Source organism: Streptomyces sp. NBC_00669, assembly GCF_036226785.1.
GTDB lineage: Bacteria > Actinomycetota > Actinomycetes > Streptomycetales > Streptomycetaceae > Actinacidiphila.
Genome location: NZ_CP109018.1, coordinates 2,170,195 through 2,196,490 on the forward strand (window position 1 = coordinate 2,170,195; position 26,296 = coordinate 2,196,490).

General features: G+C 72.1%; 20 protein-coding genes and 2 pseudogenes. 5 read left to right on the forward strand and 17 right to left on the reverse strand.

Features of this window, described 5'->3' with window-relative positions; all coding sequences use genetic code 11:
• Positions 1-136 precede the first annotated feature (136 nt).
• The 5 genes and pseudogenes from mmuM to OG896_RS08635 all read right to left on the reverse strand — a co-directional run.
• Entirely contained in the window at positions 137-1,012 is an 876-nt protein-coding gene (gene mmuM, locus OG896_RS08615) for a homocysteine S-methyltransferase (RefSeq protein ID WP_329363896.1), read from the reverse strand.
• Between the two features lie 133 nt (positions 1,013-1,145).
• Positions 1,146-2,066 carry an LLM class F420-dependent oxidoreductase gene (locus tag OG896_RS08620; protein ID WP_328470401.1) on the reverse strand — a complete coding sequence of 307 codons (921 nt, stop codon included), beginning with the start codon at positions 2,064-2,066 and terminating at the stop codon, positions 1,146-1,148.
• A gap of 35 nt (positions 2,067-2,101) precedes the next feature.
• Positions 2,102-2,560 carry a DUF6099 family protein gene (locus OG896_RS08625; RefSeq protein WP_329363898.1) on the reverse strand — a complete coding sequence of 153 codons (459 nt, stop codon included), beginning with the start codon at positions 2,558-2,560 and terminating at the stop codon, positions 2,102-2,104.
• A 132-nt stretch (positions 2,561-2,692) separates the two neighbouring features.
• A complete protein-coding gene (locus OG896_RS08630; protein WP_329363899.1) occupies positions 2,693-3,067 on the reverse strand; it encodes a nucleotide pyrophosphohydrolase in 375 nt (124 codons plus the stop codon).
• Positions 3,068-4,380: 1,313 nt separating this feature from the next.
• Positions 4,381-5,535: pseudogene (locus OG896_RS08635) on the reverse strand (AAA family ATPase); the annotation flags it as partial.
• A 174-nt stretch (positions 5,536-5,709) separates the two neighbouring features.
• Between OG896_RS08635 and OG896_RS08640 the strand changes: the two are divergent.
• Entirely contained in the window at positions 5,710-6,399 is a 690-nt protein-coding gene (locus OG896_RS08640) for a DUF1697 domain-containing protein (protein ID WP_329363901.1), read from the forward strand.
• Between the two features lie 87 nt (positions 6,400-6,486).
• Here OG896_RS08640 and OG896_RS08645 read toward each other — a convergent pair whose 3' ends face one another.
• The 7 genes from OG896_RS08645 to OG896_RS08675 all read right to left on the reverse strand — a co-directional run bounded on the left by OG896_RS08645 (position 6,487) and on the right by OG896_RS08675 (position 14,932).
• Positions 6,487-7,296, reverse strand: a complete 810-nt coding sequence (locus OG896_RS08645) for an N-acetylmannosamine-6-phosphate 2-epimerase (RefSeq protein WP_443057239.1) — start codon at positions 7,294-7,296, stop codon at positions 6,487-6,489.
• Positions 7,297-7,319: 23 nt separating this feature from the next.
• On the reverse strand, positions 7,320-8,222 hold the full coding sequence (locus OG896_RS08650; RefSeq protein ID WP_329363904.1) for an ROK family protein: 903 nt from the start codon (positions 8,220-8,222) through the stop codon (positions 7,320-7,322).
• Positions 8,219-9,148 (reverse strand): dihydrodipicolinate synthase family protein, encoded by a 930-nt coding sequence (locus tag OG896_RS08655; RefSeq protein ID WP_329363906.1) that lies wholly within the window; start codon positions 9,146-9,148, stop codon positions 8,219-8,221. Before OG896_RS08655 ends, OG896_RS08650 begins: the two co-directional genes overlap by 4 nt.
• Positions 9,145-10,143, reverse strand: coding sequence for an ABC transporter ATP-binding protein (locus tag OG896_RS08660; protein WP_328470389.1), 999 nt, complete (start codon positions 10,141-10,143; stop codon positions 9,145-9,147). Before OG896_RS08660 ends, OG896_RS08655 begins: the two co-directional genes overlap by 4 nt.
• Positions 10,140-12,296 carry a dipeptide/oligopeptide/nickel ABC transporter permease/ATP-binding protein gene (locus tag OG896_RS08665; protein ID WP_329363908.1) on the reverse strand — a complete coding sequence of 719 codons (2,157 nt, stop codon included), beginning with the start codon at positions 12,294-12,296 and terminating at the stop codon, positions 10,140-10,142. The genes OG896_RS08660 and OG896_RS08665 overlap by 4 nt, the downstream gene beginning before the upstream one ends.
• Before the next feature lies 1 nt (position 12,297).
• Entirely contained in the window at positions 12,298-13,248 is a 951-nt protein-coding gene (locus OG896_RS08670) for an ABC transporter permease (RefSeq protein ID WP_328470385.1), read from the reverse strand.
• 79 nt (positions 13,249-13,327) lie between these two features.
• Entirely contained in the window at positions 13,328-14,932 is a 1,605-nt protein-coding gene (locus OG896_RS08675) for an ABC transporter substrate-binding protein (RefSeq protein WP_329363909.1), read from the reverse strand.
• Positions 14,933-15,159: 227 nt separating this feature from the next.
• On the opposite strand from OG896_RS08675, the pseudogene OG896_RS08680 reads away from it, so the two are divergent.
• Positions 15,160-15,843: pseudogene (locus OG896_RS08680) on the forward strand (FadR/GntR family transcriptional regulator); the annotation flags it as partial.
• Between the two features lie 252 nt (positions 15,844-16,095).
• The gene (locus tag OG896_RS08685; RefSeq protein ID WP_329363911.1) at positions 16,096-17,211 is read left to right on the forward strand and encodes an acetylxylan esterase; all 1,116 of its coding nucleotides are present in this window, start codon (positions 16,096-16,098) and stop codon (positions 17,209-17,211) included.
• On the opposite strand, the gene OG896_RS08690 is transcribed toward OG896_RS08685, so the two are convergent.
• The 3 genes from OG896_RS08690 to OG896_RS08700 form a co-directional block, all read right to left on the reverse strand.
• Complete coding sequence (locus OG896_RS08690) at positions 17,180-19,069, reverse strand: exo-alpha-sialidase (RefSeq protein WP_329363913.1); 1,890 nt, start codon at positions 19,067-19,069, stop codon at positions 17,180-17,182. The two genes, OG896_RS08685 and OG896_RS08690, sit on opposite strands and share 32 nt — an antisense overlap.
• A gap of 558 nt (positions 19,070-19,627) precedes the next feature.
• Positions 19,628-20,977, reverse strand: a complete 1,350-nt coding sequence (locus OG896_RS08695; RefSeq protein ID WP_329363915.1) for a class I SAM-dependent RNA methyltransferase — start codon at positions 20,975-20,977, stop codon at positions 19,628-19,630.
• Between the two features lie 248 nt (positions 20,978-21,225).
• Positions 21,226-23,292: an APC family permease gene (locus tag OG896_RS08700; protein ID WP_329363916.1), complete on the reverse strand. Its 2,067-nt coding sequence runs from the start codon at positions 23,290-23,292 to the stop codon at positions 21,226-21,228.
• Positions 23,293-23,539: 247 nt separating this feature from the next.
• On the opposite strand from OG896_RS08700, the gene OG896_RS08705 reads away from it, so the two are divergent.
• Complete coding sequence (locus OG896_RS08705; RefSeq protein ID WP_329363918.1) at positions 23,540-24,208, forward strand: potassium channel family protein; 669 nt, start codon at positions 23,540-23,542, stop codon at positions 24,206-24,208.
• Complete coding sequence (locus tag OG896_RS08710) at positions 24,205-24,882, forward strand: potassium channel family protein (RefSeq protein ID WP_329363920.1); 678 nt, start codon at positions 24,205-24,207, stop codon at positions 24,880-24,882. The genes OG896_RS08705 and OG896_RS08710 overlap by 4 nt, the downstream gene beginning before the upstream one ends.
• A gap of 122 nt (positions 24,883-25,004) precedes the next feature.
• Here OG896_RS08710 and OG896_RS08715 read toward each other — a convergent pair whose 3' ends face one another.
• Both OG896_RS08715 and OG896_RS08720 read right to left on the reverse strand, forming a co-directional pair.
• Positions 25,005-25,814, reverse strand: coding sequence for a DUF3159 domain-containing protein (locus OG896_RS08715; RefSeq protein WP_329363922.1), 810 nt, complete (start codon positions 25,812-25,814; stop codon positions 25,005-25,007).
• Between the two features lie 4 nt (positions 25,815-25,818).
• Entirely contained in the window at positions 25,819-26,217 is a 399-nt protein-coding gene (locus OG896_RS08720; protein ID WP_328470367.1) for an OB-fold nucleic acid binding domain-containing protein, read from the reverse strand.
• Positions 26,218-26,296 lie beyond the last annotated feature (79 nt).

Below are 26,296 nucleotides of genomic sequence, written 5' to 3' on the forward strand. Positions count from 1 at the left end.
CGGCCGACACCGGATTACCGACCGCCCGCGCTCTGCTGCCCCGACCGCCCATCCCGGGACGGCCTGCCCGGGACCGCCTGCCCCGGGACCGCCTGGCCGCTTCCTGCACCGCCGCCCGCCGAAGCAGCCCGCCGGCTCAGCCGCCCCGCAACTCCGCCGCGACACCGGCGATCCCGGCCGGGCCCACCCGGCAGCAGCCGCCGACCAACCGCGCGCCCGCCTGCCGCCACCCGGTCACCAGCCCCGGATCGAACACCGACCCCCCCACCCAGCGCCGCCCTTCGGCGTCCCACTGCTCTCCGCTGTTGGGATAGGCCACCACCGGCTTGCCCGAGACTTCCGCGGCCAACCGCACCGCATCCGTCACCTCGCCCGGGGCGCAGCAGTTGACGCCCACCGCGACCACCTCGTCCCGGCCCGCCACCAGCGCGAAGGCATCCTCCAACCGCTGCCCGGCCCGTGTCCGGCCGCCCTCGATCGTGTACGACAGCCACACCGGCACCCCGGCGCCCTCGGCCGCCCTCAGCATCGCCTCCCCTTCGTCGACATCCGGCACCGTCTCCAACGCGAGGACATCCGGCCCCGCCGCCGCCAGCGCCTCCATCCGCGGTCGATGGAACCTCTCCAACTCCCGCACGCTCAGCCCGTACCGCCCGCGGTACTCGCTCCCGTCCGCCAGCATCGCGCCGTACGGTCCGACCGACGCCGCCACCCGCACCCCGGGCCGGCCCGCTGCCGCCCGCCGGGCCAACTCGACGCTGCGGCGCAGGAGTCGTGCCGCCTCCGCGCGGCCGACACCGCGCTGCGCGAACCCTTCGTACGTCGCCTGATAGCTGGCCGTGGTGAGCACCTGGGCGCCCGCTTCCAGGTATGCGGTGTGGGCCGCGAGGATCTGCTCGGGCTCGTCCGCCAGGAGCCGTGCCGTCCACAGCGGGTCCGCCAGGTCGCAGCCCTGGTCCGCAAGCTGGTTGGACAACCCGCCGTCCAGTACCAGCGCCCCTTCGTCCGGCACGACCGGCCTTTCTCCGATCGCCTCACCTTCCTTCTGCGTTGCTTCTGCGGTGCGCTCTTCTCCGGCGGCCGGTCCGCCCGGCCCGCGGGCGGGGCCAGGCTCCGCCGCGGGCACGGGCGGCGTCACCGCGCCGTCACCCGACCTGCGACTGGACCTGCGCGGAGATCAGCTCCAGGTGGTCCAGATCCTTCAGGTCGAGAACCTGGAGGTAGAACCGCGTGGCGCCCGTCTCGGCGTACCGCCCGATCTTGTCGACGACCTCGGCAGGCGATCCGGCCAGCCCGTTGGCCTTCAGATCGTCCACCTCCCGGCCGATCGCCGCCGCCCGCCGGCTCACCTCGGCGTCGTCCTTGCCGACCGCGACGACCAGAGCGTTGGACAGGACGATGTCGTCCGCCGCCCGACCGGCCGACCGCGCCGCCTCCCGCACCCGCTCGAACTGCTTGCCGCTGTCCTCGACCGACGCGAACGGCACGTTGAACTCCGCCGCATAGCGCGCCGCCAGCTCCGGCGTGCGCTTGACACCCATCCCGCCGATGATCACCGGAAGCGACGGCTGCGCGGGCTTGGCCAACGCCGGCGAGTCCTTGAGCTGGTAGAACTTGCCGTCGAAGTCGAAGGTCTGCCCCGCAGGTGTCCCCCACAGTCCGGTGATGACGGCCAGCTGCTCCTCCAGCCGCCCGAACTTCTCCTTCGGGAAGGGGATTCCGTACGCGGTGTGCTCCGCCTCGAACCACCCCGCGCCGAGCCCGAACTCGACGCGGCCGCCCGACATCTGGTCGACCTGCGCCACCTGGATGGCCAGCACACCAGGCAGCCGGAAGGTGCCCGCGGTCATCAGCGTGCCGAGCTTGATCCGGCTGGTCTCCCGCGCGAGGCCGGCCAGTGTGATCCACGCGTCCGTGGGTCCGGGCAGACCGTCCCCGCCCATCGTCAGGTAGTGGTCGGAGCGGAAGAAGGCGTCGAAGCCCAGGTCCTCGGTGGCCTTGGCGACGGCCAGCAGCGTGTCGTAGCTCGCCCCTTGCTGGGGCTCGGTGAAGATACGTAGATCCATTCCTCCATCCTGCATCAGGTGCGGGGCCGACCGCGTCACCCCGAATCGGCGCGCGCCAGCACTTGCGCTCGGTCCTTGGCCTCGTCCACAGCGTCCAGCGCTTCGACGCACTCCCAGTAGGTCTTCTCGTCGCAGGCGGAGGAGATGAGCTCGACCAGGGCGAGCCCGATCTCACCGAGGAGAGCCCGCAGCGCCCGCAGTGTGCCCGCGGGCTCACGGACCGTGCTCAACCGGGCGGCCCGGGGCGGGCCGACCCGCGTGGCCGAGACCACCGGCGCGGGCCCGGCCCGCGACACCGTACGCCCCGGATCGCGCGCCGCCCCACGCTCGCCGGGTCGGCCACCCTCCGCCTCTCGCCCCCACACCTCCGCCAGCAGCCGTCCGATCGCCTCCGTCAGCTCATACGCCTGCCATGCCTCGGCGATGACGTCGTCCGGCTGCGGATCGCGGCCCATCGCCCGTTCCGCCTCCGCTACAAGCCGTGCCGCATCCATCTTCTGCACCCTCCGCGTCAGCGCGGCGACTCGGTGCCGCCGTCCTCATGTCACCCAGAGTGACACGGCGCAAGCGGTCGGCGAGGGGCGGATTCGAAGCTGTGGATAACTCTCCGATTGTGGATAACTCGATCACTCTTTCGAGGGATGGTCGTGCCCGGAAACCCCGTCCTCGGCCGGTCCGGGCACGGGAAACCGCAGTTCGTTGCGGTCGATCTTCGCGGCGAGCGCGGCCAGCACGTCGATGTCGAGCACGGCGCAGAACTGCAGCAGATACGCCAGTACGTCCGCCACCTCGTCCCGTACCCGGTCCGCGTCATCGTCCCCGCCCATCACCGCCACCGACTGCTCGGGAGTCAACCACTGGAAGATCTCCAGAAGTTCCGAGGCTTCGACGCTCAGCGCGGCGGCGAGGTTCTTCGGGGTGTGGAAGGGCTCCCAGCGGCGCGCGGCCGCGAAGTCCACGAGGCGTTGCTGCAGTTCGGCGAGATCGTGTGTGTCCGTCACTCGGACTGGTCTACCTCATCTTCGCCCTCGGCCGCGGCGGGGAGCGGTTCACCGTGCGCGCATGTACAAGGGGGGTGGGAGCCGGCAGCTCCGGTTTCGTTACGGGCGGGCGGCACGGAGCCCGCTTGTGGCGTGGGCGCGGGGACGGGTGTGGGGCCGGTGCGGGGCACGGGCGAGCGCGTGGGGCCGGTGCGGGGCGCCGGTACGGGCACGGCGGCCGCCGAGGGCGGGCCCGACTGTACGGGTGGACCTGTCGGTAGAGGTGGACCTGCTTGTACAGGCGGCCCCGCCGGTGCGGGCTCGGGCGGCACCGGCTGCGCGAACGCGGCATCGAACCACGCTGGTTCCGCGTGCCCGGGCACGTCGTCGACGGATTCGGTGTAGACGTAGTCGGCTCGATCGAAGCCGCGGTAGTCGGGGGCCTCATACTCGGAGTCGTCGAATTCGGAGTCGTCGTACGCCAGACCGCCGTACCCGAAGTCGTCGTATCCCGCCTGGTCGAACGGCGCTTCACCGTAACGAGAGGCTCCGGACGCCGACGGCGCCACGGGGACATCCGGGGAAACCGCACCGCTCGGAGCGGGTTGGGCCGGTCCTCGCTCGTCATCGACGGCCTCAGCCCAGATGTCCCGCGCCACCGCATGCCCCGTCGTCGACTCAGCCCTCGCCGACGCGCTGTCGAAGGCACCGTCTCCCTCCCCCGCGAACCCGCCCGTGTCCCGCCGTTCGACTCCACCCGGTCCGGACGCGCACGGCCTCTCCGCCCCGCCTACCGCCGACTCATCACCCGGGTCCGGGTCCTCGGCATCGCCCGCTCCCCTCCCGGCGCCCGCACCGCCGACGTCATCCACCGCACCGGCCACACCGTCTTCATCAACCGAGCCGGTCGCGCCAGCCGCGGACACCCCATCGTCTGAGAGTTCCGCATCCACCGAACCCGTCGCACCAGCAGAGCTCACCACGTCCCCGACACCGGCGGCTCCCGTCAGGTCCGCCACGTCCGCCGCCTCGGCCACGTCCGCCGCCTCGGCCACGTCCGCCGCCTCGGCCACGTCCGCCACGCCCCCAACTTCCGCCGCATCCGCCACGTCTCCCCCAGCCTCGGAGCCTGACGCACCCGCAGAGCCCCCCACGCCCTCGGAACCTGACGTACCCGCAGAGTCCCCCACTCCCTCGGACCCCGCCCCGCCCCCAGCGCCCGCGCTCTCCCCGCCGCTCTGCTCCGCGCCCTCCCCCGCCCTCCCCTTCTTCTTCATCAACTTCGTCACCTTCGACCCCGCCCCGAGCACCGTGAGCGCGACCCCGCCCGCCGTGTCGATCCCCTCCGCGTACGCCGGGTCCTGCACGGTGCACAGCAACCTGATGTGGCCCCGCGCGGCGGCGATCCCCGCCAGCCGGAGCAGTTCCCGGGCCTGCCGCCGGTCGACACCGACGTCGAGCCCGTCGGCCACCACGGTCAGCACCTGCCCGGCCGGCAGATGCTCGGTACTGGTGTCGACGTCCAGCACCCCGGGTCCGGTCAGCAGCACCAACGCCATCGCCAGAAAACGCAGTTCCCCGTCGCCGAGCCGGTCGACCGGGACCATACCGAGCGCGCCGCGGTCGACCGCGGCGATCACCGCCTCGACCAGCGGCTCCCGTCCGTCGCCCGCCATCAGCGCGGGCAGCGCGGTCAGGCCGCGCACCGGCCCGCTGCACACGTCGCGTACCGCGCCGACCAGCATCCCGTGCCGGATGCTGCACTCGTGCTCGGTCCTGGCCAGCACCGCGGACAGGTTGTCGCACGAACCGCGCAGCCGCCCGTCGCCGACCCGGACGGGGCCGCGCATCAACTCCGGCCGCGGCGCGATCGGGAAGACCCCGCGCAGCGCGACCACGAGCTGCTCGGCCGCGGACAGCACCAGCCGCTGCCCCTCCGTATGCCCGGAGACCCGCAGCGGCAGCAACGACGTGGCCAGCCGGTCGTCGGGAAGGGGCGCGCGGGTGACCGCGACGGCGCCGGCGGTGTGCCAGGCGGCCTGCACGGTCGGCCGGGTCGGGTCACGCAGAGCGGTGGTCAGAAGGGTCTCGCCCGAGCCGGTGAGCCGTTCACCGACGATCCGCAGGGTGGGTTCGACCTGGACGGCCAGGTCGAGGCGGACCGGGCCGAGCGGCCCACTGGTGGTGCAGCCGATCCGGAAGCCGCGCCGCCCCTGCGCATCGGCCCTCGCGCCCTGCGGCACGCATGCCGCCGCTCCCCCGCGCACGAACGACCGGCCGGTGCCGGACACCGCGAACACCTCCTGCAGATCTGCTCCGGACGCGAGCCGGCCGAGCACGGCCAGACCTTCGAGGACGCTCGACTTGCCCGTGCCGCTGGCCCCCGCGAGGAGTGTGAGCGGTTCGAGCGGGAAAGTGGCGCCGCGATGTGACTTGAAGGCCGACAGCCGGAGTTCGGTGACGATCGGGCGCTGCGGGCTGCTGCTCATGGGCGCGAAGTTAATGACCGTCGATCGTGCCGAACCGTTCCAGCGTACGTTTCGTCCCTCGAAAGAGGGACATCCGGCATAACCCGCATGGATTCAGGAGAAACAGACCTACAGCGGATCGAATCGCGGCGGTGCCCGAATCACCACCGGCCCGAGCCGCACCCCCCCACACGCATGACCCCTCTTTACGCACCCGCGTGCGCCCGCCCGCCGCGGCCCACCACCACTACCTTTACGGAGGTGACGAAACCCAGTACCAATACGCCACGTTCACCGAAGAGCGCGGGCCCCGCGGCCACCGCAGACAGCGCGGACCCGCCCGCCACCAGCTATGTCGCACTTCTGCGCGGCATCAATGTCGGGGGCCACTCACGAGTCCCCATGGAGACACTGCGCGGCCTGCTCACCGACATGGGCGGCACCGCGGTGCGCACCTACCTGCAAAGCGGCAACGCCGTCTTCACCCACGGAAAGGAGGAGGAACCGCAGCGCCTGGCAGCGGAGTTGGAGCAACGCATCGCCGACGAGCTGGGGCTGACCATCGCGTGCCTGGTCCGGACGGGGACGGACCTGCGACGCGTGGTCGACGCCAACCCGTTCGCGATGGAGGGTGTGAACGGCTCGCGGTTCGTGGTCGTCTTCTTGTCCGGGCCCCCGCCCCGGGACAAGTTGGCGGCCCTGGACCCGGCCGTCTACGCCCCCGACGAGTTCCGGGCCGGTGAGCGGGAGATCTACGCCCACTTCCCGGACTCGATCCGCAACTCCAAGCTGGCCGCCCGCTTCTCCGACCGCTGGCTGGGTCTGACCGCGACCTCGCGCAACTGGAACACGGTCGTCAAGCTCCTGGAGCTGAGCGGTGCGTGAGCGGGCACCCCGGGTGGACCGGAGTGCCCGCGGCACCTCTCGGCGCGGGACCGGCGGAGCCGACCGCTCGCCGGGCTGTCGACCGGGCTATCCGCCGGCCTGCCCCATCCCCTCGGCGAACCACCGGGTGAGGCTGGTCGGGTGGGTGATGGCCGTGCCGACGACGACCGCGAAAGCACCCGCGTCCAGGGCGGCTTGGGCCTGCGCGGGAGTGTGGATACGACCCTCGGCCAGCACCGGGACGGAGAGCGCCGCGCTAAGCCGGGCGACGAGGTCGAGGTCGGGACCCTGCGGGTGGGAAGCTCCGCCGACGTGACCGGACAGGGTGGTGCCGACCACATCGGCACCGAGGGCGGCTGCCTCGATGCCCTCCTCGTAGCTGGAGACATCGGCCATGAGGAGCCGGTCGGCCTGGTGTACGGCGGTGACGGTCTGCTCCAGCGTCTCGCCGCCGGGACGCGGACGGAAGGTCGCGTCCACGGCCACGATGTCCGCCCCGGTCGCCGCGACTTCGCGGGCGTGCCGCGCGGTCGGGGTGATGTAGACCCCTGAAGTGCCGTCCTTCCAGAGGCCGATCAGCGGGACGTCGGTCACCGCGCGGATGGCGCGCAGGTCGTCGAGCCCCTGGGCGCGGATGCCGGCCGCACCGCCTTCCAGTACGGCGAGCGACATCTGACGCATGATCAGCGGATCACGCAGCGGCTCCCCCGGGTACGCCTGGCAGGAGACGATCAGCCGTCCGCGCAGCCGTTCCAGGATGCCGGCACGGGCCGGACCCGTACGGTCGGCGCTCCCGGTGCCGGCTCCGGCGGTCGCCGCGGCCCCACCGGTGGCTGCGGGTCCCCCGGGTCCCTCCGCGCTCCCGGCGCTCCCGGCACTCCCGGCGCTCCCGGGCACAGGGGCGGGACGGTCGTGCCCGCTCATGCCAGCACCTCCCGCCCGAGGAACGCGGCACCGTACAGCGCCGCGTCGTCGCCGAGCGCGCCCGCGCGCACCGGGGTGTCGGCCACCGCGGGTAGCAGGTGGGCGGCCACGGTCTCCCGGAGCGTGTCCCACCAGACGGGGCCGGAGCGGCTGACGCCGCCGCCGAGGATGACGAGGTCGGGGGCGAGGACGTTGACGAGACCGCCGATGGCCTCGCCGAGCGCGGTGGCGCCGGTGCGCAGCACGGTCCGGGCGGTCGGATCGCCTTCCTCCGCGAGGGAGTTGATCCGCGGAAGGGTCGCGTCCGGTGCGGCGGCGAGTTGCCGGTAGGCGGCCGTCATCGCCGGTCCGGAGGCGGCGGCCTCGGCGTGGCCGTGGCCGCCGCAGGGGCAGGGCAGACCGGCCGCGGCCGGAACCGGCAGGTGGCCGGCTTCACCGGCCGCGCCGCCGGCGCCGTGGTGGACGCGGCCGTCGACAAGGAGACAACCACCCACCCCGGTGCCGACGGTGAGCAGCAGGACGCAGGCGTGGCCGGCGGCGAGGCCGAGCCAGTGTTCGCCGAGCGCGTGGGCGTTGACGTCGTTGTCCACCGCGACGGGGACCTGGAGCCGGCCGGCGAGCAGCCCGCGCAGGTCGGTGCCGCCCCAGCCGGGCAGTGCGGAGGTGGCCGACCGGACCCGGCCGGTGTGCGGGTCGATGACGCCCGCGCTGCCGACGCCGACCGCCGCCACCGGCCGGCCCAGCTGGGCCACCGCCCGGGCCGCCGCGTCGAGGACGGCGGCGGGGCCCTGGGCGGCGGGGGTGGCGAGGGAGGTGCGTTCCAGCAGCGTGCCCTCGGGGGTGATCAGGGCGGCGGCCGTCTTGGTGCCGCCGATGTCCACCCCGGCGAGCAGCGTCATCGCAGCCCCGCCTGTTCGAGGATGGCGGTGATGCGGTCGGTCTCCTCGGCGGTCAGCGGGCGCATCGGCGGGCTGACGGTGTTCGCGGAGATCACCCCGAGGACGGCGAGCGCGGTCTTGAACGCGCCGAGCCCGGCGGCCGTTCCGGAGGCGGAGGCCGGGTCGGCCACGGCGACGATCTCGAAGAGCCGGGCCAGCCGGTCCTGTTCGGCCCGGGCGGCGGCCCAGTCACCGCGCGAGGCGGCGTCGTGCAGCCGCCGGTAGCCGTGCGGGTCGACGTTGCCCAGGCCCGGGACCGAGCCGTCGGCGCCGCCCAGCAGCATCGCGTCGACGACGACCTCGTGCCCGGTGAGCAGCGCGAAGCCGGACTGGTCACGCAGGTCGAGGGCGAGCTGACGGAAGGACACGTCGTCGCCGCTGGAGTCCTTCACACCCGCGAGGACGCCGTCGGCCGCGAGGGTGCGGACCAGTTCGCGGGAGAGCTTGCTGTGCACGCACACCGGTATGTCGTAGGCGAGCACGGGCAGTTCGCAGGCCGCGGCGATCTGCCGGAAGTGCCGGTCGATCTCGGTGGGGTGGGTGCGGGTGTAGAAGGGCGCGGTCGCGACGATCGCCGAGACACCCTTCGCGGTCGCGCTCCTGGCGCGCTCGATCACCTTGTTGGTGGTGGTCTCGATGGCGCCGGCCAGCACCGGGACCTGCCCGGCCGCGGTCTTGACCACCACGTCGAGGACGATTTCCTGCTGGTCGTCGGTCAGGTAGGCGACCTCGCCCGAGCTGCCCAGCGCGAACAGCGCGTCGACACCACCGTCGATGAGGTGCCGGACCACGCGTTCCAACGACACGGTGTCCACCGTGCCGTCAGCGGCGAGCGGGGTGACGACGGGCGGGATGACCCCCGAGAAGGGGGTGGTGCGGGGCTTCACGAACTGCTCCTTGTAGCGGGCCGCGTGGCGGTGGCCGCCGGTGCGGGGATCTGGGGATGTACGCAGTGCCAGCGGTGCGAGCCGTCCGCGGTCGGCGCCGGAAAGACGTCGGCGCAGGCGTCGTCCGCCTTCCAGCAGCGGGTACGGAACGGGCAACCGCTCGGCGGGCGGGTGGCTGAGGGGACGGGACCGTTCAGCACGATCCGCTCGGTGGTCTCCAGCAGGCTGGGCGTGGCGGAGAAGAGCGACTCGGTGTACGGGTGGGCCGGCTTCTTGGAGACCTGCTCCGCCGGGCCCTCCTCGACGATGCGGCCGAGGTAGAGCACGGCCAGCCGGTCGGACAGGTGCCGGACGGTCTGGATGTCGTGCGAGATGAAGACCATGCCGAGGCCGAGTTCGGCGCGCAGGTCCATCAGCAGGTTGAGCACCTGGGCGCGTACGGACACGTCCAGGGCGCTGGTCGGTTCGTCGGCGACAATCAGCTCGGGGCCCAGGGCCAGTGCCCTGGCGATGGCCACGCGCTGGCGCTGCCCGCCGGAGAGCCGGCCGGGCAACGCGTGCAGGGTGTGGCTGGGCAGCCCGACCAGGTCGAGGAGTTCGACGACCCGGCGCTCCCGGTCGCGGACCGTGCCGCGCCGGTGCACGTCCAGCGGGTCGCGCAGGATGCGGCCCACCGGCATGCGCGGGTTCAGCGCGGTCGAGGCGTCCTGGAAGACCACCCCGACCGACGACCCGAACTCGGTGCGCCGCCGGGCGGCGGGCATGTCCCACAGGTCCTCGCCGCGGAACAGCACCCGGCCCTCGGTGGGCCGCTGCAGTCCGATCAGGACGCGGGCCAGCGTGGACTTCCCGCAGCCGGACTCGCCGACCAGGCCGACGATCTCACCGCGCTCCACGGTCAGTTCGGCCGCGGTGAGCGCGTGCACGGCGTCGTGCTTGAACAGGCCGCCGCCCCGGGCCCGGTGCCGGACGTGGACGTCTTCGAGCCGGATCATCGTCCGCTCCTTTGCAGCAGTACGGGTTCGGCCGGGTGGTGGCAGGCGAAGCCGTGCCGTCCCGCCTCGCCGCCGGGTTCCTCGTCCGCGCCAGGCCGTCCGCCGAGCCCGGGCGCCTGGGTGCGGCACAGTTCCGTCGCCGCCTCGCAGCGGGACGCGAACCGGCAGCCGGCGCCGAAGTACTGCGGCGCCGGGACCACACCGTGCACCTGGTGCAGCCGGGCCGCGCCCGACTCCAGCGAGGTGACCGAGCCGAGCAGCCCGCGGGTGTAGTGGTGGGCGGGGTCGGTGAGCAGCGCGCGGGTGTCGCCGGTCTCGGCGACCTGCCCCGCATACATCACCGCGACCCGGTGGGCGAGCCCGCTGACCAGGGCCAGGTCGTGGGAGACCAGGATCATCGCGAAGCCGAGCTCGTCCCTGAGCCGGACCAGCAGTTCGACGATCTGCGCCTGCACGGTCACGTCGAGCGCGGTGGTCGGCTCGTCGGCGATGAGCAGCCGGGGGCTGCGGGACAGCGCCATCGCGATCAGCACCCGCTGGCGCTGTCCGCCGGACAGCTCGTGCGGGTAGCTGCGCAGGGTGCGCTCGGGGGACAGCCCGACCAGTTCGAGGAGTTCGGCCGGAGTACGGGTGCCGCCGCGCGAGGTGAGCTGGCGCAACTGGCGGCCGACCAGCACCGACGGGTTGAGCGAGGACATGGCGTCCTGGTACACCATCGCGATCTCGCTGCCGGCGAGCGCGCGGCGCTGCCTTGGGGCGAGGCCGAGCAGGTCCTGGCCGCGGTACTCGATGGTTCCGCTCGCCTCGGCATTGCGGGCCAGCAGGCCCATCACGGCGAGGCTGGTGATGCTCTTGCCGCAGCCGGACTCCCCCACCAGGCCGAGGGTCTCGCCCTCGCGGACGGTCAGCGAGATGCCGTCGACGACGGGGACGTCGCCGTAGCGGTCGGGGAAGCGGATCGACAGGTCGCGGACGGTCAGCAGGTCGGGGGCGTCGGCCGGGACCGGCCGGATCACCGGCGGATGGGTGGTCATGCGTTCGGCGAGCAGGACGAGGCTGCGCTCGACGTCGGCACGGTCGTCGTACGCCCCGCCCTTCGCCGCGGGTACGGTGCCCGCCTCGGACGCCCCGCCCTTCGCCGGCCCGCCCGCCGAGCCCGCAGAGCCCGCCGCACCCGCCACACCCGCCACCGACCCCACCGGCTCCGCCGACTTCTCCGCCGGCACCTCCACCGATGCCTGCGACGCGTCGCCCCCCGCGACCACCGCCGTCGCCACCGGCTCCACCCGTGCGGCACCCGGCGACGCGGACGCGTCGGTCAGCCCCTCGGACAGGATGTTCAGCGCCAGCACGGTGATCAGCAGCACCAGCCCGGGGAAGAACGTGGCCCACCAGCCGCCGGAGAGCAGGATCTGCCGGCCGTAGGAGAGCACGTTGCCCCAACTCGGCTCGGGGTCCTGCACACCGGCGCCGATGAAGGAGAGGCTCGCCTCGAAGATGATCGCCTCGGCGACCAGGACGGTGGCGAACACCATGACGGGCGCGGCGCAGTTGACGGCCACGTGCCGCAGCACGATGTACGCGCGCCGGGCGCCGATGACCTTCTCCGCGGCGACGTAGTCCTCGCCGTACTGCGCGAGCACGTTGGCGCGCACCACCCGGGCGAGCGAGGGCACGTAGACGAACGCGATGGTGAAGATCAGGACCGGCACGCTGGAGCCGAAGACGGTGACCAGCACCGCGGCCAGCGCGATCGGCGGGAAGGACATGACGACGTCCAGCACCCGCATGACCGTCTCGTCGCCCCACTTGGGCGACGTGGCGGCCAGCGAGCCGAGGATCGCGCCGACCACGACGGCCACCGCCGTCGACCCCAGGCCGATGACCAGGGAGTAGCGGGAGCCGTAGACGACCCGGGCGAAGATGTCGCGGCCGACCCGGTCGGTGCCGAACCAGTGGTGCGCGCTCGGCGCCTGGACCGGGATGCCGGTGGTCAGCGGGTTGTCCGCGATGAAGGACGCGAACACCGCGGCGAGCGCCACGACGAGCAGGACGACGAGCGAGATCCGCGAGGCCAGGGGCAGTGCGCGGAAGCGGATGCCCGGGCGGGAGAGTTTGGCCACGATGCGTTGGGGGCCAGTGAACAGGAACATCTCACACCGTCCTGATGCGCGGGTTGACCAGCAGGTAGAGCAGGTCGACGACGACGTTGACGACCAGGAAGGCGAGCGCGATCGTCAGGACGGTGCCCTGCACCAGGGCGACGTCGCCACCGGTGACGCCCTCCAGGATGAGCTTGCCCATGCCCGGAAGGTCGAAGATCGTCTCGATCACGACCGCGCCGCTGAGCAGGTAGCCGACCTTGACGCCCAGCACGGTGAGCGGCGTGACCAGCGCGTTGCGCAGCACGGAGCGGATGACCAGCGTCGGTGGCAGGCCGTTGCCGGTGGCCGTGCGCACGTAGTCGCGGTCGAGTTCGGTGACCATCGAGGTGCGGATGAGCCGGGCCAGCGAGGCCGCGACCGGGACCGCGAGCGAGATCGACGGCAGCGTCATGCAGCGCAGCCAGCCGGTGAAGGAGTCGCCCGGGTTGACGTATCCGCCGGTCGGGAACCACGAACTGTCCAGGGCGAACCGCTGGATCAGCAGCACGCCCAGCCAGAAGGAGGGCACCGCGACACCGGCCATCGACACCACGCGGAAGACGTGGTCGGGCCAGCGGTCCCGGTACACCGCGCCGATCACGCCGAGCAGGACCGCGAGCACGATCGCGATCAGCAGCCCCAGCAGCGTCAGTTGCAAGGTGAGCGGGAACGCGACGGCGATGCGGTGCGCGACCGGCTGGCTCGGCGGCACCGTCACGCCGAGGTTGCCGTGCAGCAGTTGCACGATGAAGTGGTAGTAGCGGACGGGCAGCGGGTCATTGAGCCCGTTCGCCTGGGCGAACGCCGCGCGGGCCGCGGCGGTCGAGTTCTCCCCCAGCGCGTTGTAGGCGGGGTCCGCGGGAGAGAACTGGAGCACGACGAAGACCAGCAGGGTGATGCCGAGGATCATCGCCGGCATGATCGCCACGCGGCGCAGCGCGAGCCGGAGGAAAGCGAACATCGGGTGTTCCTAGCGGTAGGTCCTGGACGACTGGTGGTGCGGGGCCGGCGACTGGCGGGACAGGCGCCGGCCCGGCGGCTCAGGCCGGGGACACACCGAGGAACGACAGGCCCGTGGTCGGCACGGGGCTGAACCCGGTCAGGGCGTGCCCGTTCCACGCGGTGGGCAGCTTGCGGTGCAGGATCGGGTAGAGCGGTACCTGGTCGGCGACGATGTCGGTGACCTGGGACCACAGGGCGGCGCGCGCCTTCGCGTCGTCGCTGCGGGCGGCCTGGTCCAGCAGCGAGACGACCTGCTTGCCCTTGGCGGTGCCCGACCAGTGGTAGCGGGTCTCGGGCCAGGTGCCGACGTAGAACCAGCGCATGAGCAGGTCGACGTCGTTGCCGAACACCGACGGGTCGCCGGGCGCGACCAGCAGGTCGTAGTCGCCCGTGTCGATCTTCGCGTACTGGGCCGAGGACTGACCGATGCTCAGGGTGGTCTTGATGCCGGCCGAGTCCCAGCTCTCCTTCACCAGCGGCGCGATGTCCTGCACCCAGGAGGTGTCGGTGGTCAGCACGGTGACCTTCAGGCCGCTGACGCCGGCGGCCTTCAGCAGCGCCTTGGCCTTGGCCGGGTCGTGGCCGTAGACGGTACTGGCCTTGACGTAGTCGGGGTGGCTGGGCTGGAGGTAGCCGCTGGCCGGGGTGGCCTGGCCGGACATCGCGGTGGCGATGATCTTCTCGGTGTCCAGCGCGTAGTGCAGGGCCTGGCGCACCCGCGGGTCGTCGAACGGCTTCTTCCGGCAGTTGAACATCAGGAAGAGGTTGCCGAAGGACGAGGCCGACTCGACGGTCGACTTGCGCTTCAGGCCGGCCATGTCGATGTACGGCACGTCCTCGATGGCCTCGACCCGGCCGGACTCCATCGCGCTGACCCGCGCGGAGGCGTCGGAGAGCAGGTTCCATGTCATCGTCGCGGCCTTGGCCGGGTAACGTCCGTTGTACTTGGCGTACTTCCTGAAGACAATCTTGTCCTCACGGGTCGCCGACACCAGCGCGTACGGGCCCGAGCCGACCGGCTTGGCGTCGAACGCCTTCTCGTCGGCCTGCACGATCTTCTTCGGCACGACCTTGACGACCGATATCCGGGAGGGGAAGAGCGCGAACGGGTACTTCAGCTTGAACTCGACCGTGTGCGCGTCCACCGCGCGGGCGGAGTCGAGGAACGGCAGGAACTGCGCCATCAGGGACGCGTTCTTCGGGTCCAGGATGCGCTGGACGCTGAAGACGACGTCGTCCGAGGTGACGGCGGAGCCGTCGTGGAAGGTCGCGCCCTCGCGCAGGGTGGCACGGTACGTCGTCGCGTCGACCTTGGTCGGCATCGCGGTGGCCAGCGCCGGTCGGGCCGACAGGGTGACCGGGTTGAGGTCCACCAGCCCCTCGAAGACGTGCCAGTTGGCCGCGACCGGGGTGGCGCCGGAGGAGGTCATCGGGTCGAACCCGGTGGACAGGGCGTACGAGATACCCGCGGTGATCGTGTTGCCGGCCGTTCCGCTGCCGGAACCGGAGCCGCTGTCCGTGGTCGAGGAGGGTCCGCCGCACGCGGCGAGGGTGCCGGTGAAGGCGGCCGCCGCGCCGACCGCACCGGAATACCGCAGGAAAGCACGGCGATCGACTCTGGCGGGTGTCCGTCGAGAAGACACAGGAACCTCCGGAACAAGGAAGGAATGGACGGTGACGAGGCTGGACGCCGGGGTGTCTGCCGAACGGATTTTCGGTAAGGGTAGGCCGAACGTCGGGAACACTCTGCGCAACATACGACATCAGATGTCTGATGCCTGGTAGGGTGGACCGTAGTCGTCAGGACGAGAGGGGTCAAGGGGTGGACGCAAGTCGTAACTCCGGCAACGGGCGGGGCCGCCGCCTGCTGATGCACGAGGTCAGCGAAGGCATCAAACGCTACATCTTGGACAATGGGCTCCGTCCGGGCGACCTCCTGCCCACCGAGAACGAGCTCTGCGAGGCACTGGACGCGAGCCGGTCCAGCGTCCGCGAGGCCGTCAAGACCCTGGACGTCCTCGACATCGTGGAGGTCCGCCGGGGCCACGGCACCTACGTGGGACGGCTCGGGCTGTCCGCGCTGGTGGAGAGCCTCACGTTCCGTGGCCTGCTCGACCGCGACGACGACATGCAGCTCATGCTGGAGCTGGCCGACATGCGCGAGCTGTTCGAGCGCGGCATGGCCGACCGGATCGTGGCCGCGCTCGACGCCGCCGAGGTGGAGACCCTCGACACCCTGGTCGACGACATGGAGGCGTCCGGCAGCGGCGACGGCACCGGCTTCGTCGAGGCCGACCGCGCCTTCCACGCGCTCCTGGTCGCCCCGCTGGGCAACGAGCTGATCGGGCAGCTCTCCGCCGCGTTCTGGGACGTCTACATCATCGTCGCCCCGCACCTGAACGGGATCAGCCGGGCCGACGAGGTCGAGACGGTGCACCACCACCGCCGGATCGTCGAGGCCGCCCGCGCCCGGGACGCGGCGGCCTTCGCCGCGGCCGTCTCCGACCACTACGCGCCGGTGCGCCGCCGGATCGCCGACGCCCGCTCCGCCGGGCCGCGGGAGGACGGCGCCGGGGCAGCGGCCGGAACGGCGCCCGGAACAGGGGCCGCGGCCGGCACCGGGAGCCGCGCGGGGAAGCGCGGCAAGGGCGGCGAGGGCGACAGGTCCGCAGGTCGGGAGACCGCCGTCATCGCACCCCGCCGGGTCGGGCGCCGCCTTGACGCCGCCGGGGACTCCGCCTAGATTCCCGCCGGAGAGGGACATCAGACATCAGATGTCCCACCCTGCCCCTGCGAGGAGCCCGGCGTGCCCCTGACCGACCTCACCCTGGCGGAATGCCTGGAGTACCGCGCCGAGCAGCCCGCGCCCGCCGGCTTCGACGCGTTCTGGACCCGGACCCTGGAAGAGGCCGCGCGGGCCGCACGGCCACCGCGGTTCGACGCCGTCGACGCCGGACTGCCCGCGGTCCGCGTGAGCGATGTCACCTTCACCGGATACGACGGCGAACCGGTCCGCGGCTGGCTGCGGCTGCCCGCCGCCCCGGCCGGACCGCTCGGCTGCGTCGTGGAGTTCCTCGGCTACGGGCGCGGCCGCGGACTGCCGCACGAGAACCTGACCTGGGCCGCGGCCGGCTACGCCCACCTGGTCATGGACACCCGCGGCCAGGGCTGGTCGGCGGCGCCCGGCGCGACCCCCGACGGCGGCGGCACCGGGCACGGTCCCGTGCCCGGCTTCCTCACCCGCGGCACCGGCCGGCTGGACGACCACTACTACCGGCGGCTGTTCACCGACGCGGCCCGCTGCGTGGAAGCCGCCCGCAGCCACCCGGAGATCGACCCCGACCGGATCGTGATCACCGGCTTCAGCCAGGGCGGCGGCATCGCGCTGGCCGCGGCGGGCCTGGTACCGGGACTCGCCGGGGTCATGGCCGACGTCCCCTTCCTGTGCCACATCCGGCGCGGCGCCGAACGCGCCGCCCTGCCGCCGTACACCGAGATCGCCTCCTACCTCGCCCTGCACCGGGAGCGCGCGGAGGAACTCTTCGCCGAACTCGACCACTTCGACGGCCTGCACTTCGCACCCCGCGCCACCGCCCCGGCCCTGTTCTCGGTGGCGATGATGGACCAGATCTGCCCGCCGTCCACCTGCATAGCGGCCTACCACGCGTACGCCGGCCCCAAGGAGTTGGCGGTCTACCCCTTCAACGGGCATGAGGGCGGCGGGGAGTTCCACCGGGCCCGGCAACTGGTGTGGGTCCGGGAGCGGCTGGGCCCTGGCCCCGCCGCTCCCGAACCGCGTGCTCTCGCTCCGGAACTTCCCGAACCTCCCGAACCTCCCGAGTCAGCCGAGCCGGCCGAGCCGGCCGCCGGAAGCGCTCACGCAGCGGCCGTCAGTGGTCCTGCTTCGCCCAGTCGAGGGTGAAGTCGGAGTAGACGATGCCGCCGGTGTCGCCGATCTCGTAGAGGTCGGCGGCGGCGCCGCTGCCCAGGACGGCGAGCGTCGAGTAGCCCGCGTCCCCGGACTTGACCAGGGCCTGGTACGGCCAACTCGCCCCGTCGTCCTGGCTGACCCGCACGGTCAGCTCCGAACGGCTGCTCGCCGAGGCGTTGTTGCTCGCCAGCGTGACCGGGGTGGTGAGCGGGGCCCCGGTCGAGCCCACCTGGGTCGGCTTGAGGTAGGAGATCTCGTCGGCGTTGCAACCCGGGTCGACCAGACCGGAGTTCCAGGCCGGGCCGAAGTCACTGGCCACGTCGGTCGCACCGGCGGGCGAGGCGTCGCCGGCGGTGGCGTACCAGCGGTTGCCGCCGCTGTTCGAGCGGAGGTTCTGCACCACCTTGCCGTCGCCGCGCTGGATGACCTTGCTCTCGTTGACGCCGGTCGCGGCCGCGGGGCCGGCGTGCCAGGTGGCGCCGTGGTCGTCGGAGTAGATGTCGGCGGCGTGGTCGGCGCCGCCCTCCCGGTAGACGATCGGCTGCACCAGGCGGCCGCTCGCCAGCTGGATGCCGTGCCCCGACGAGGCGAACATGCCCGCCCAACTCACGCTTTTCACCTGCGGGTTGAGGTCGACCGGAGCGCTCCAGGTCAGACCGTCGTCGGTCGAGGTGATGTAGCGGATGTGCATGGCGGTGGTGTCGGTCGCCGAGTTGGAGCCGGCCGCGGAACCGTAGTAGCCGACCCCGGGGGCGGGCGAGTAGTTGTCGAAGAGGTAGACCGTGCCGTGCGGGCCCGCGGTCCGGTCGACCAGCAGGCTCGCGTCGCCGTAGCCCTCGCTGGTGGTCGGCGCGTGCAGCACCACCTTCGGCGTGGACCAGGTCGCGCCGCCGTCGGTGCTGCGCCGCATGACCGTCTGGATGTTGTTGGTGCCGCCGCCGAGGTCGGAGTTGCCGTCCACCCGGGCGTCGGCCATCGCCAGGACCGTGCCGGAGTTCGTGACTGCCATCGCGGGGATACGGACCGAGGCCGCCGTGCCGGTGTACGTCTCGTACGTCGAGCCGTCGGCGGACTGCCGGTTGAGCCCCTCGATCGGGGTCGTCGTGCTGAAGAGCGTCTGCGCGTTCATCCCCGGCGTGCCGGCCGCCAGGCCGCAGGTCGCGGCGCCCGACTCGGTACGGCTGAAGCCGCTCGCCGTCGTCGTGGTGAACGAGTACGGCGTGCCGTTCGGCACCGTCCACAGCAGCGTGGCGTCCGAAGCGCCGGCCGCGAGCGTCCGGGTCCAGGCGCTGCCGCTGCGGCCGGGCCAGGCGACGGTGAACACCTGCGCGGCGGCGGAGTGGTTGACCAGCGTCATCCGCAGCACATGGGTGGCGGGCTGCGAACCGTCCGTGTTGCGCGGGCAGTCCAGGCTGACCTGCGCCCCCAGGGCCGTACCGCAGTCGAGCGTGCCGGCCACCGTGGTGTCCAGGCCCTGCGGGGTGGTGATGTGGAAGGAGTACGCGGTACCGCTGGTCTTGGTGAAGAACAGGTCGGTGCGGTCGCCCGCGGCGACCGAGGGCGTCCAGCTGCCGTACCCGCTCCACGTCACGGTGAACGTGGTCGCTGACGTGGTCGGGTTGAGCAGCTCCAACCGGATTCTGCTGCTGTTGCAGTCCTGGCTGCCCACCGCCGACTGGGTTCCGGTGGCGGCGCTGCCGGGCGCCGCGGTGGCCAACGGCGCCACCAGGGCGGCCAGTACGGCGACCAGCAGCAGCAACAGCCGTTGTGGCGACGCCTTCCGGTGCGCGGTCCGCGCCGGCCGCTCCTTCCGGCGCGGCGGACGGAGGTGCGGGGATCTTTCGGTCACAGCGGGCTCCTCGGGGGGTGGGGGTGCTGGATCGACGGACGGCAGGTGCACGGCGCCGGAACAGCGCGAACTCCCGGACAACATCTGATAACTGATGAACGACATCAGATGTCGGTTGTCCGGGACCCTACGAGTGAGGTGGTGCCCCGTCAAGAGCACCGGGCAGCAAGGGTTTCCGCGCGGACACGGCGCGCGCGGCAGGCAGATCCACGGTTCGGGAGCCCGCGCGAGCCCGGCGTCAAGCCCTGCGAGACTCCGACCCTTCGCCACAACACGCGTGAGCCAAAGGGGAGTTGGCGCCGTGGACTCCCCCGGCCGTACGGGGCGGCTCGCCGGTCCGGCGCTCATCCCTCGTGTGAGGGATCTCGTGTTCAGGCAGGCGAAGGCCGCGAGGACCACGGAGATCGCGAGGCCGCGAGGACCACGGAGATCGTGAGCACCCTGCGGTGGCCGCTGTCGCTCCGCGGCAGGCCGAGCTTGAGGAACACGCGGCTGATGTGCCTGCGCCCCCGCGCCGCTCCGGCCTCGCCCGGCGTCCGAGCCCGCGCGACCCGCGGGTCAGGAGCTCTTCGCGGCCGGGCCCAGGATCGCCACGCACTCCATGTGGTGGGTGAACGGGAAGAGGTCGAAGGCCAGCAGCCGCAACGGGCGGTAGCCCTCCTCGGCGAACCACGCCAGGTCCCGGGCCAGGGCCGCGGGGTCGCACGCGACATAGGCGATCCGGCGGGCGTCGAGCGAGGCGATCTGCCGGACCGTGGCGTGGCCGGCCCCGGCCCGTGGCGGGTCGAGGACCACGAGGTCGGCCTCGGTGATGCCGGTACGGGGCAGCACCTGCTCGACCTTGCCGTGCTCGATCCTGACCCGGTCGAGGTCCTGGAGGTTGTGCCGGGCGTCCTCGACCGCGCGCTTGGCGGACTCGACGCCGAGCACCGCGCCGCGCTCCCCGACACGTTCGGCGAGCGCGCCGGCGAAGAGGCCGACCCCGCAGTACAGGTCGAGCGCCATGTCGCCCTTGCGCGGCATCAGGCCCTGCATGACGGCCTCGACCAGGACGTCGGCGGCCTTCGGGTGCACCTGCCAGAAACCGCCGTCGCCGACCCGCCAGGTGCGGCCGGCGGCGCGCTCCCGGACGAACGGGCGGCCGTGCACCCGGTGCACGGCGTGGTCCCGCTCGCCGATGCGCTGGACGGACACCGGCTTGTCGAGTTCGACAATCGGCAGCCGGCCGCCGGGCCGCGGGGTGAGCACGACCTGGCGGTCGTGGGAGCCGGTGGCGGCGATCGCCTCGACGGTGGCGATCTGCGGCCAGTCGCGGGCCTCGACGCCGAGTTCGCTGACCCCGCGCGCGGCGATCAGGCAGTGGTCGATCACCTCGACGTCGTGCGAGCGGTGCTTGCGCAGCCCGGCCCGCCCCTCGGCGTCGATCGCGTACTGCACGCGGGTGCGCCAGGCGGGCACGGCGGGGGCGCCGGCGTCCAGGTCGGCCTGGCTCACCTTGTCGCCGGGCGCGGGCGCGACGGTGCCGTCCCAGCCCGCTTCCTCGGGGGTGAGGCCGGCCAGCCGGGCGAGCTGTTCGGTGAGTACGGCGGCCTTGAGCCGTCGCTGGGCGCCGGGGGTGGCGTGCTGCCAGTCGCAGCCGCCGCAGCGGCCCGGTCCCGAGAACGGGCACGGCGGCTCGACGCGGTCCTTGCCGGGCTCCAGGACGCGTACGGCGTCGGCGCGCAGGAAGCGGGAGTCCTGATCGCCCTCGGTGACGCGGGCCACGACCCGCTCGCCGGGCAGGGCGTGCCGGACGAAGAGCACCTGTCCGGCCTCGGTGCGGGCCACGCAGTGGCCGCCGTGTGCGACCGGCCCGACCTCGACCTCGAACTCGTGGCCGACCAGCGAGGGGGCGGAATCGGTCTGCATGGCGGCGCTGCTCCTGGGGTGGACGGCGAGGCGGATCGCCGGTCTGGTCGGCGGGGGACGGCGACCGCCCAGTCTACGTGCGCGCCCACCCGCCGCTGACCGCTCACGGCCGACGGACCGCGACGACCGACCAACCGACCGCGACCAACCGGCCGACCGCGACCGACCGACCCCAGCCGACCACCGGGGCCGGCCCCACCCGCGGCGGGACCCGGGCCGACCACCCTCGGCCGTCGTCGGGCCGCGGGCTACTTCTGCCCGCTGCCTGGGGTGGTGTGCTCGCGGTGGTCGGACCGCGGCGGCCCGACCGGACCCCGGCGGATGGAACCGGGCGCGCTCCAGTCCGCACGGCGGCGGGCCCGCGCGCGGGCCACCTCGGAGGAGTCGAGCTGCCAGGGCACGGAGGTCACCATGACGCCGGGGCTGAACAGCAGCCGGCCCTTGAGCCGCAGCGCGCTCTGGTTGTGCAGCAGGTGCTCGTACCAGTGGCCGACGACGTACTCGGGGATGTAGACGCTGACCACGTCGCGGGGGCTGTCGCGGCGCAGGCCCTTGACGTAGTCGATGATCGGGCGGGTGATCTCGCGGTAGGGCGAGTCGAGGACCTTCAGCGGCACATCGATGCCGTGGCTCTGCCACTCGGCCTGCAGCGCCTTGGTGTCCTGGGGGTCGACGTTGATGCTGAGGGCTTCGAGGCTGTCGGAGCGCATCAACTTGGCGTAGGACAGGGCGCGCAGGGTGGGCTTGTGCAGCTTGGAGACCAGCACGATGGAGTGCACCCGGGACGGGCGGACGTAGTCGTCGCCGGGCTCGTCGTCGGCGGCGATCTCCTCGGCGACGCGGGTGTAGTGCCGGCGGATCGCGGTCATGGTGGCGAAGAAGACCACCATGCCGAGCACCGCCACCCAGGCGCCGTGGGTGAACTTGGTGAGCAGCACGATCACCAGCACCAGGCCGGTGAGGAAGGCGCCGAAGGTGTTGATCGCGCGGGAGCGGTGCATGTGGCGGCGCTTGGCCGGGTCGGTCTCGGTGCGCAGATGGCGGTTCCAGTGCCGCACCATGCCGGTCTGGCTGAGCGTGAAGGAGACGAAGACGCCGACGATGTAGAGCTGGATGAGCCGGGTGGAGTTCGCGCCGTAGATGTAGACCAGCACGGCGGCGAAGCCGGCCAGCAGCACGATGCCGTTGGAGAAGGCGAGCCGGTCGCCGCGGGTGTGCAGCTGCCGGGGCAGGTAGCGGTCCTGCGCGAGGATCGAGCCGAGCACCGGGAAGCCGTTGTAGGCGGTGTTCGCGGCGAGGAAGAGCACCAGCGCGGTGACCGCGGCCAGGAAGATGAACGGGATCGAGTTGTGCCCGAAGACCGCCTCGGCGACCTGCGCGATCACCGGGTCCTGGGTGTAGTGGCTGCCCAGCGGCTTGCCGTGGTCGAGCAGGTCCGTGGCCGGGTTCTGGGCCATCCGCACATGGGTGTTCATCGCCAGCGCGATGATCCCGCAGAACATCGTGACCGCCAGCAGGCCCATGGCCGCCAGCGTGGTGGCGGCGTTCTTCGACTTGGGCTTCCGGAAGGCCGGCACGCCGTTGCTGATCGCCTCGACGCCGGTGAGCGCGGCACATCCGGAGGAGAAGGCCCGCAACAGCAGGAAGACCAGGGCGAATCCGCCGATGCCCGGTGACTCGGCGTGGATCGTGTAGTGCGCGGTCGGCGCGTTCATGTCGTGCCCGGTGGCGATCTTGAAGATGCCCCAGGCGATCATGCAGAAGACGCCGAAGACGAAGGCGTAGGTCGGGATCGCGAAGATCGTGCCCGACTCCCGTACCCCGCGCAGGTTCATCAGCATCAGCACCACGATCATGCCGACCGCGCCGAGCACCTTGTGGGTGACGAAGAACGGCACCGCCGAGCCCAGGTTCTCGATGCCGGACGAGACCGACACCGCGACGGTGAGCACGTAGTCGACCATCAGCGCGCTGGCGACGGTGAGGCCCGCCTTCGGCCCCAGGTTGGTGGTGGCGACCTCGTAGTCGCCGCCGCCGGAGGGGTAGGCGTGCACGTTCTGCCGGTAGGAGGCGACCACGGTGAACATCAGCACCACCACCGCGACCGCGATCCACGGGCTGAAGTGGTAGGAGGAGATGCCGGCGATCGAAAGGACCAGCAGCACCTCACCGGGCGCGTAGGCGACCGAGGAGAGCGGGTCGGAGGCGAAGACGGGGAGCGCGAGCCGCTTGGGCAGCAGCGTCTCGCCCAGCCTGTCGCTGCGCAACGCCCGGCCGATCAGAATCCGTTTCGGCAGGTCGGTCAGTTTGGACACCCCGCGATGTTAAGGGATGGGCATGCCACCCGTGCGCCCGAGTACCGGACCGAGTGTGAAGAACCTGCGTCCCCGCTCCCACGGAACTTCCACGCCACCCCGCGCGTGTGGAGCTTGGGCCCCCGGTCTGAGAGTCTTGGACCAACTTTTACGACGACGGCTCCTGGTTTCACGGTCCTAGTCGCATCAGTCGGACTCAGCAGTCGTCAGACTCAGTCGTCAAATGTTGGCAGCCGGAAGGACGGTCGTGCACGTCGTGATTATGGGATGCGGGCGAGTGGGTTCAGCTCTCGCGCACTCCCTCGAACAGCATGGTCATACGGTCGCGGTGATCGACCAGGACCCGACGGCGTTCCGCCGCCTCGGCTCCGGGTTCGGCGGGCGCCGGGTGACCGGAGTCGGGTTCGACCAGGACACGCTGCGTGAGGCCGGAATCGAGGAGGCGGGTGCCTTCGCGGCCGTGAGCAGCGGCGACAACTCCAACATCATCGCGGCCCGGGTGGCCCGCGAGATGTTCGGCATCGAGAACGTGGCGGCGCGGATCTACGACCCCAAGCGCGCCGAGGTCTACCAGCGCCTGGGCATCCCGACGGTGGCCACCGTGCGGTGGACCGCCGACCAGATGATGCGCCGGCTGCTCCCGTCGGGCGCGGAGCCGCTGTGGCGCGACCCCAGCGGCGGGGTGCAGCTCGCCGAGGTGCACACGTCCGCCGCCTGGATCGGCCACAAGGTGAGCCGGCTCCAGGACGAGACCGGCGTCCGTGTGGCGTTCCTCACCCGGCTCGGCGAGGCCATGCTCCCGACCTCGCAGACGGTGCTCCAGGAAGGCGACCTCGTGCACGTCATGATGCGCACCGACGGTGTCGCCGACGTCGAGGCCGCGTTCGCCAAGGGGCCCGAGGAGGCGCAGTCATGAGGGTCGCCATCGCCGGGGCCGGCGCGGTCGGCCGCTCCATCGCCGGGGAACTGCTGGAGAACGGCCACGAGGTGCTGCTGGTCGACAAGAACCCGACGTCCATCTCGGTGGAGCGGGTCCCGCAGGCGGAGTGGCTGCTCGCCGACGCCTGCGAGATCACCTCGCTCGACGAGGCCGCGCTACAGCGCTGCAACGTCGTGATCGCCGCCACCGGCGACGACAAGGTGAACCTGGTCGTGTCGCTGCTGGCCAAGACCGAGTACGGCGTCCCGCGGGTCGTCGCGCGCGTCAACAACCCGAAGAACGAGTGGCTGTTCAACGAGTCCTGGGGCGTCGACGTCGCGGTCTCCACGCCGCGCCTGATGTCGGCGCTGGTCGAGGAGGCGGTCAGCGTCGGCGACCTGGTCCGGCTGCTGCGGTTCAGCCAGGGTGACGCGAACCTCGTGGAGTTGACGCTGCCCGAGGAGGCCGCGCTCGTCGGCACCCGGGTCGGTGACGTGGAGTGGCCGACCGACACCTCGCTGGTGACGATCATCCGCGGCAACCGGGTGCTCACGCCGTCCAAGGACGACGCCCTGGAGGCCGGCGACGAGCTGCTGTTCGTGGCGGCGCCGCACCGCGAGGAGCAGTTGGAGGACCTGCTGTCGGTCCAGGACGGCTCCGCCGAGGAGTAGCCGGGACCGGACCGCGGGCGTAGACCCGCGGACACGTGCAGGGGCCCCGGCCACCTTTGGTGGTCGGGGCCCGCGCACGTGCGGTGCTCGGCCGCGTCGCCGAGGGGCAGGACGGCCGGCGGTCAGGACGACGCGGACGCCTGGCGCTCCTTCTCGGCCTTCTCCGCCTTCTCCGCCGCTTCCATCTCCGCGATCACGTCGATCGGCGGCGGCGCCTTCACCAGGAAGATCCAGGTCAGGTAGACCGACAGCAGGAACGGCGGGATGCCGAGCGCGACCTTGACCCAGCCGAGCTGGGTGGCGTTCCCCCACCAGTAGAGCGGGAAGAGGATCGCGGACTTGGCGAGCAGGATCAGCCCCCACGCCCAGCTCGCCTTGGTGTACGCGCGCAGCCGGCCCGGGTTGCGGGTGCGCCAGGAGAGGTTCTCCTTGAAGATCGGCCCGAGGATCAGGCCGAGCAGCGGCACCTTGGCGGCGGCGGTGACGATGTAGGCGAGCGCGAGGCCGAGGGTGTAGAGCATGCCCGGCAGGTAGAAGTTCTTCGCGTTGCCCGACATCATCGCGAAGACCGCGCCGAAGGCGACACCGAACACGCCGCTGAAGGCGTGCTTGAGGGTGTCGCGCTTGAGCAGCCGGGCCACGCCCATCACCACGGACAGCGCGAGCGAGGCGATCGCGGAGCTCTTGAGGTCGTGGTTGACCGTGTAGATCGCCACGAAGACCAGCCCGGGCACGGTGGTCTCCACCATGCCGCGCACCCCGCCGAACGCCTCGAAGAGCGCCGCCTCGGTGACCGCGCGGGCCGCCTCCTCGGTGCCCTGCGCTCCGCCGTCGGCTCCGCCCGCCCCGTCGAGCCGCTGGGACCCGCCGGAGCCGTCCGGAGCCGCCGGATCGGCGCCCACCGTCTGATCCGTGTTGTCGATCGACGTCACCTGGTTACTCCTGTCCGACCGGACGCAGTTCGTACTTGGGGTTGAACAGCACCGGACGGCCTCGGTTCATGGAGATCCGGCCGGACGCGATGATCATGCGCCCGGGTTCTATGCCGACGATGCTGCGGCGCCCCAGCCACACCACGTCGAGTGCGGCCGAACCGTCGAACAGCTCGGCTTCCAGTGCGGGCACGCCGGCCCGAGGACGGAGCGTGACCGTACGCAGCGTACCGGTCACGGACACGATCTGTCGGTCGGAGCAGTCGCAGATCCGTGTGCAGCCGACCGCGAGGGCGTCCTGTTGCAGTTCCTCGGAGTGCAGTTCCTCCTGGGAGGAGGACAAGCGGTCGAGCATGCGACGGAAGCGACCCGCGGGTCGGTCGGAACGGATGGCACCACTCATAACGCCAAGGGTACCGGGATGCCCGCGCGGGACCAGAGGCCCGACGCAGGGGCGCGAGCGGCCGTCCCGGGGCCCGCCG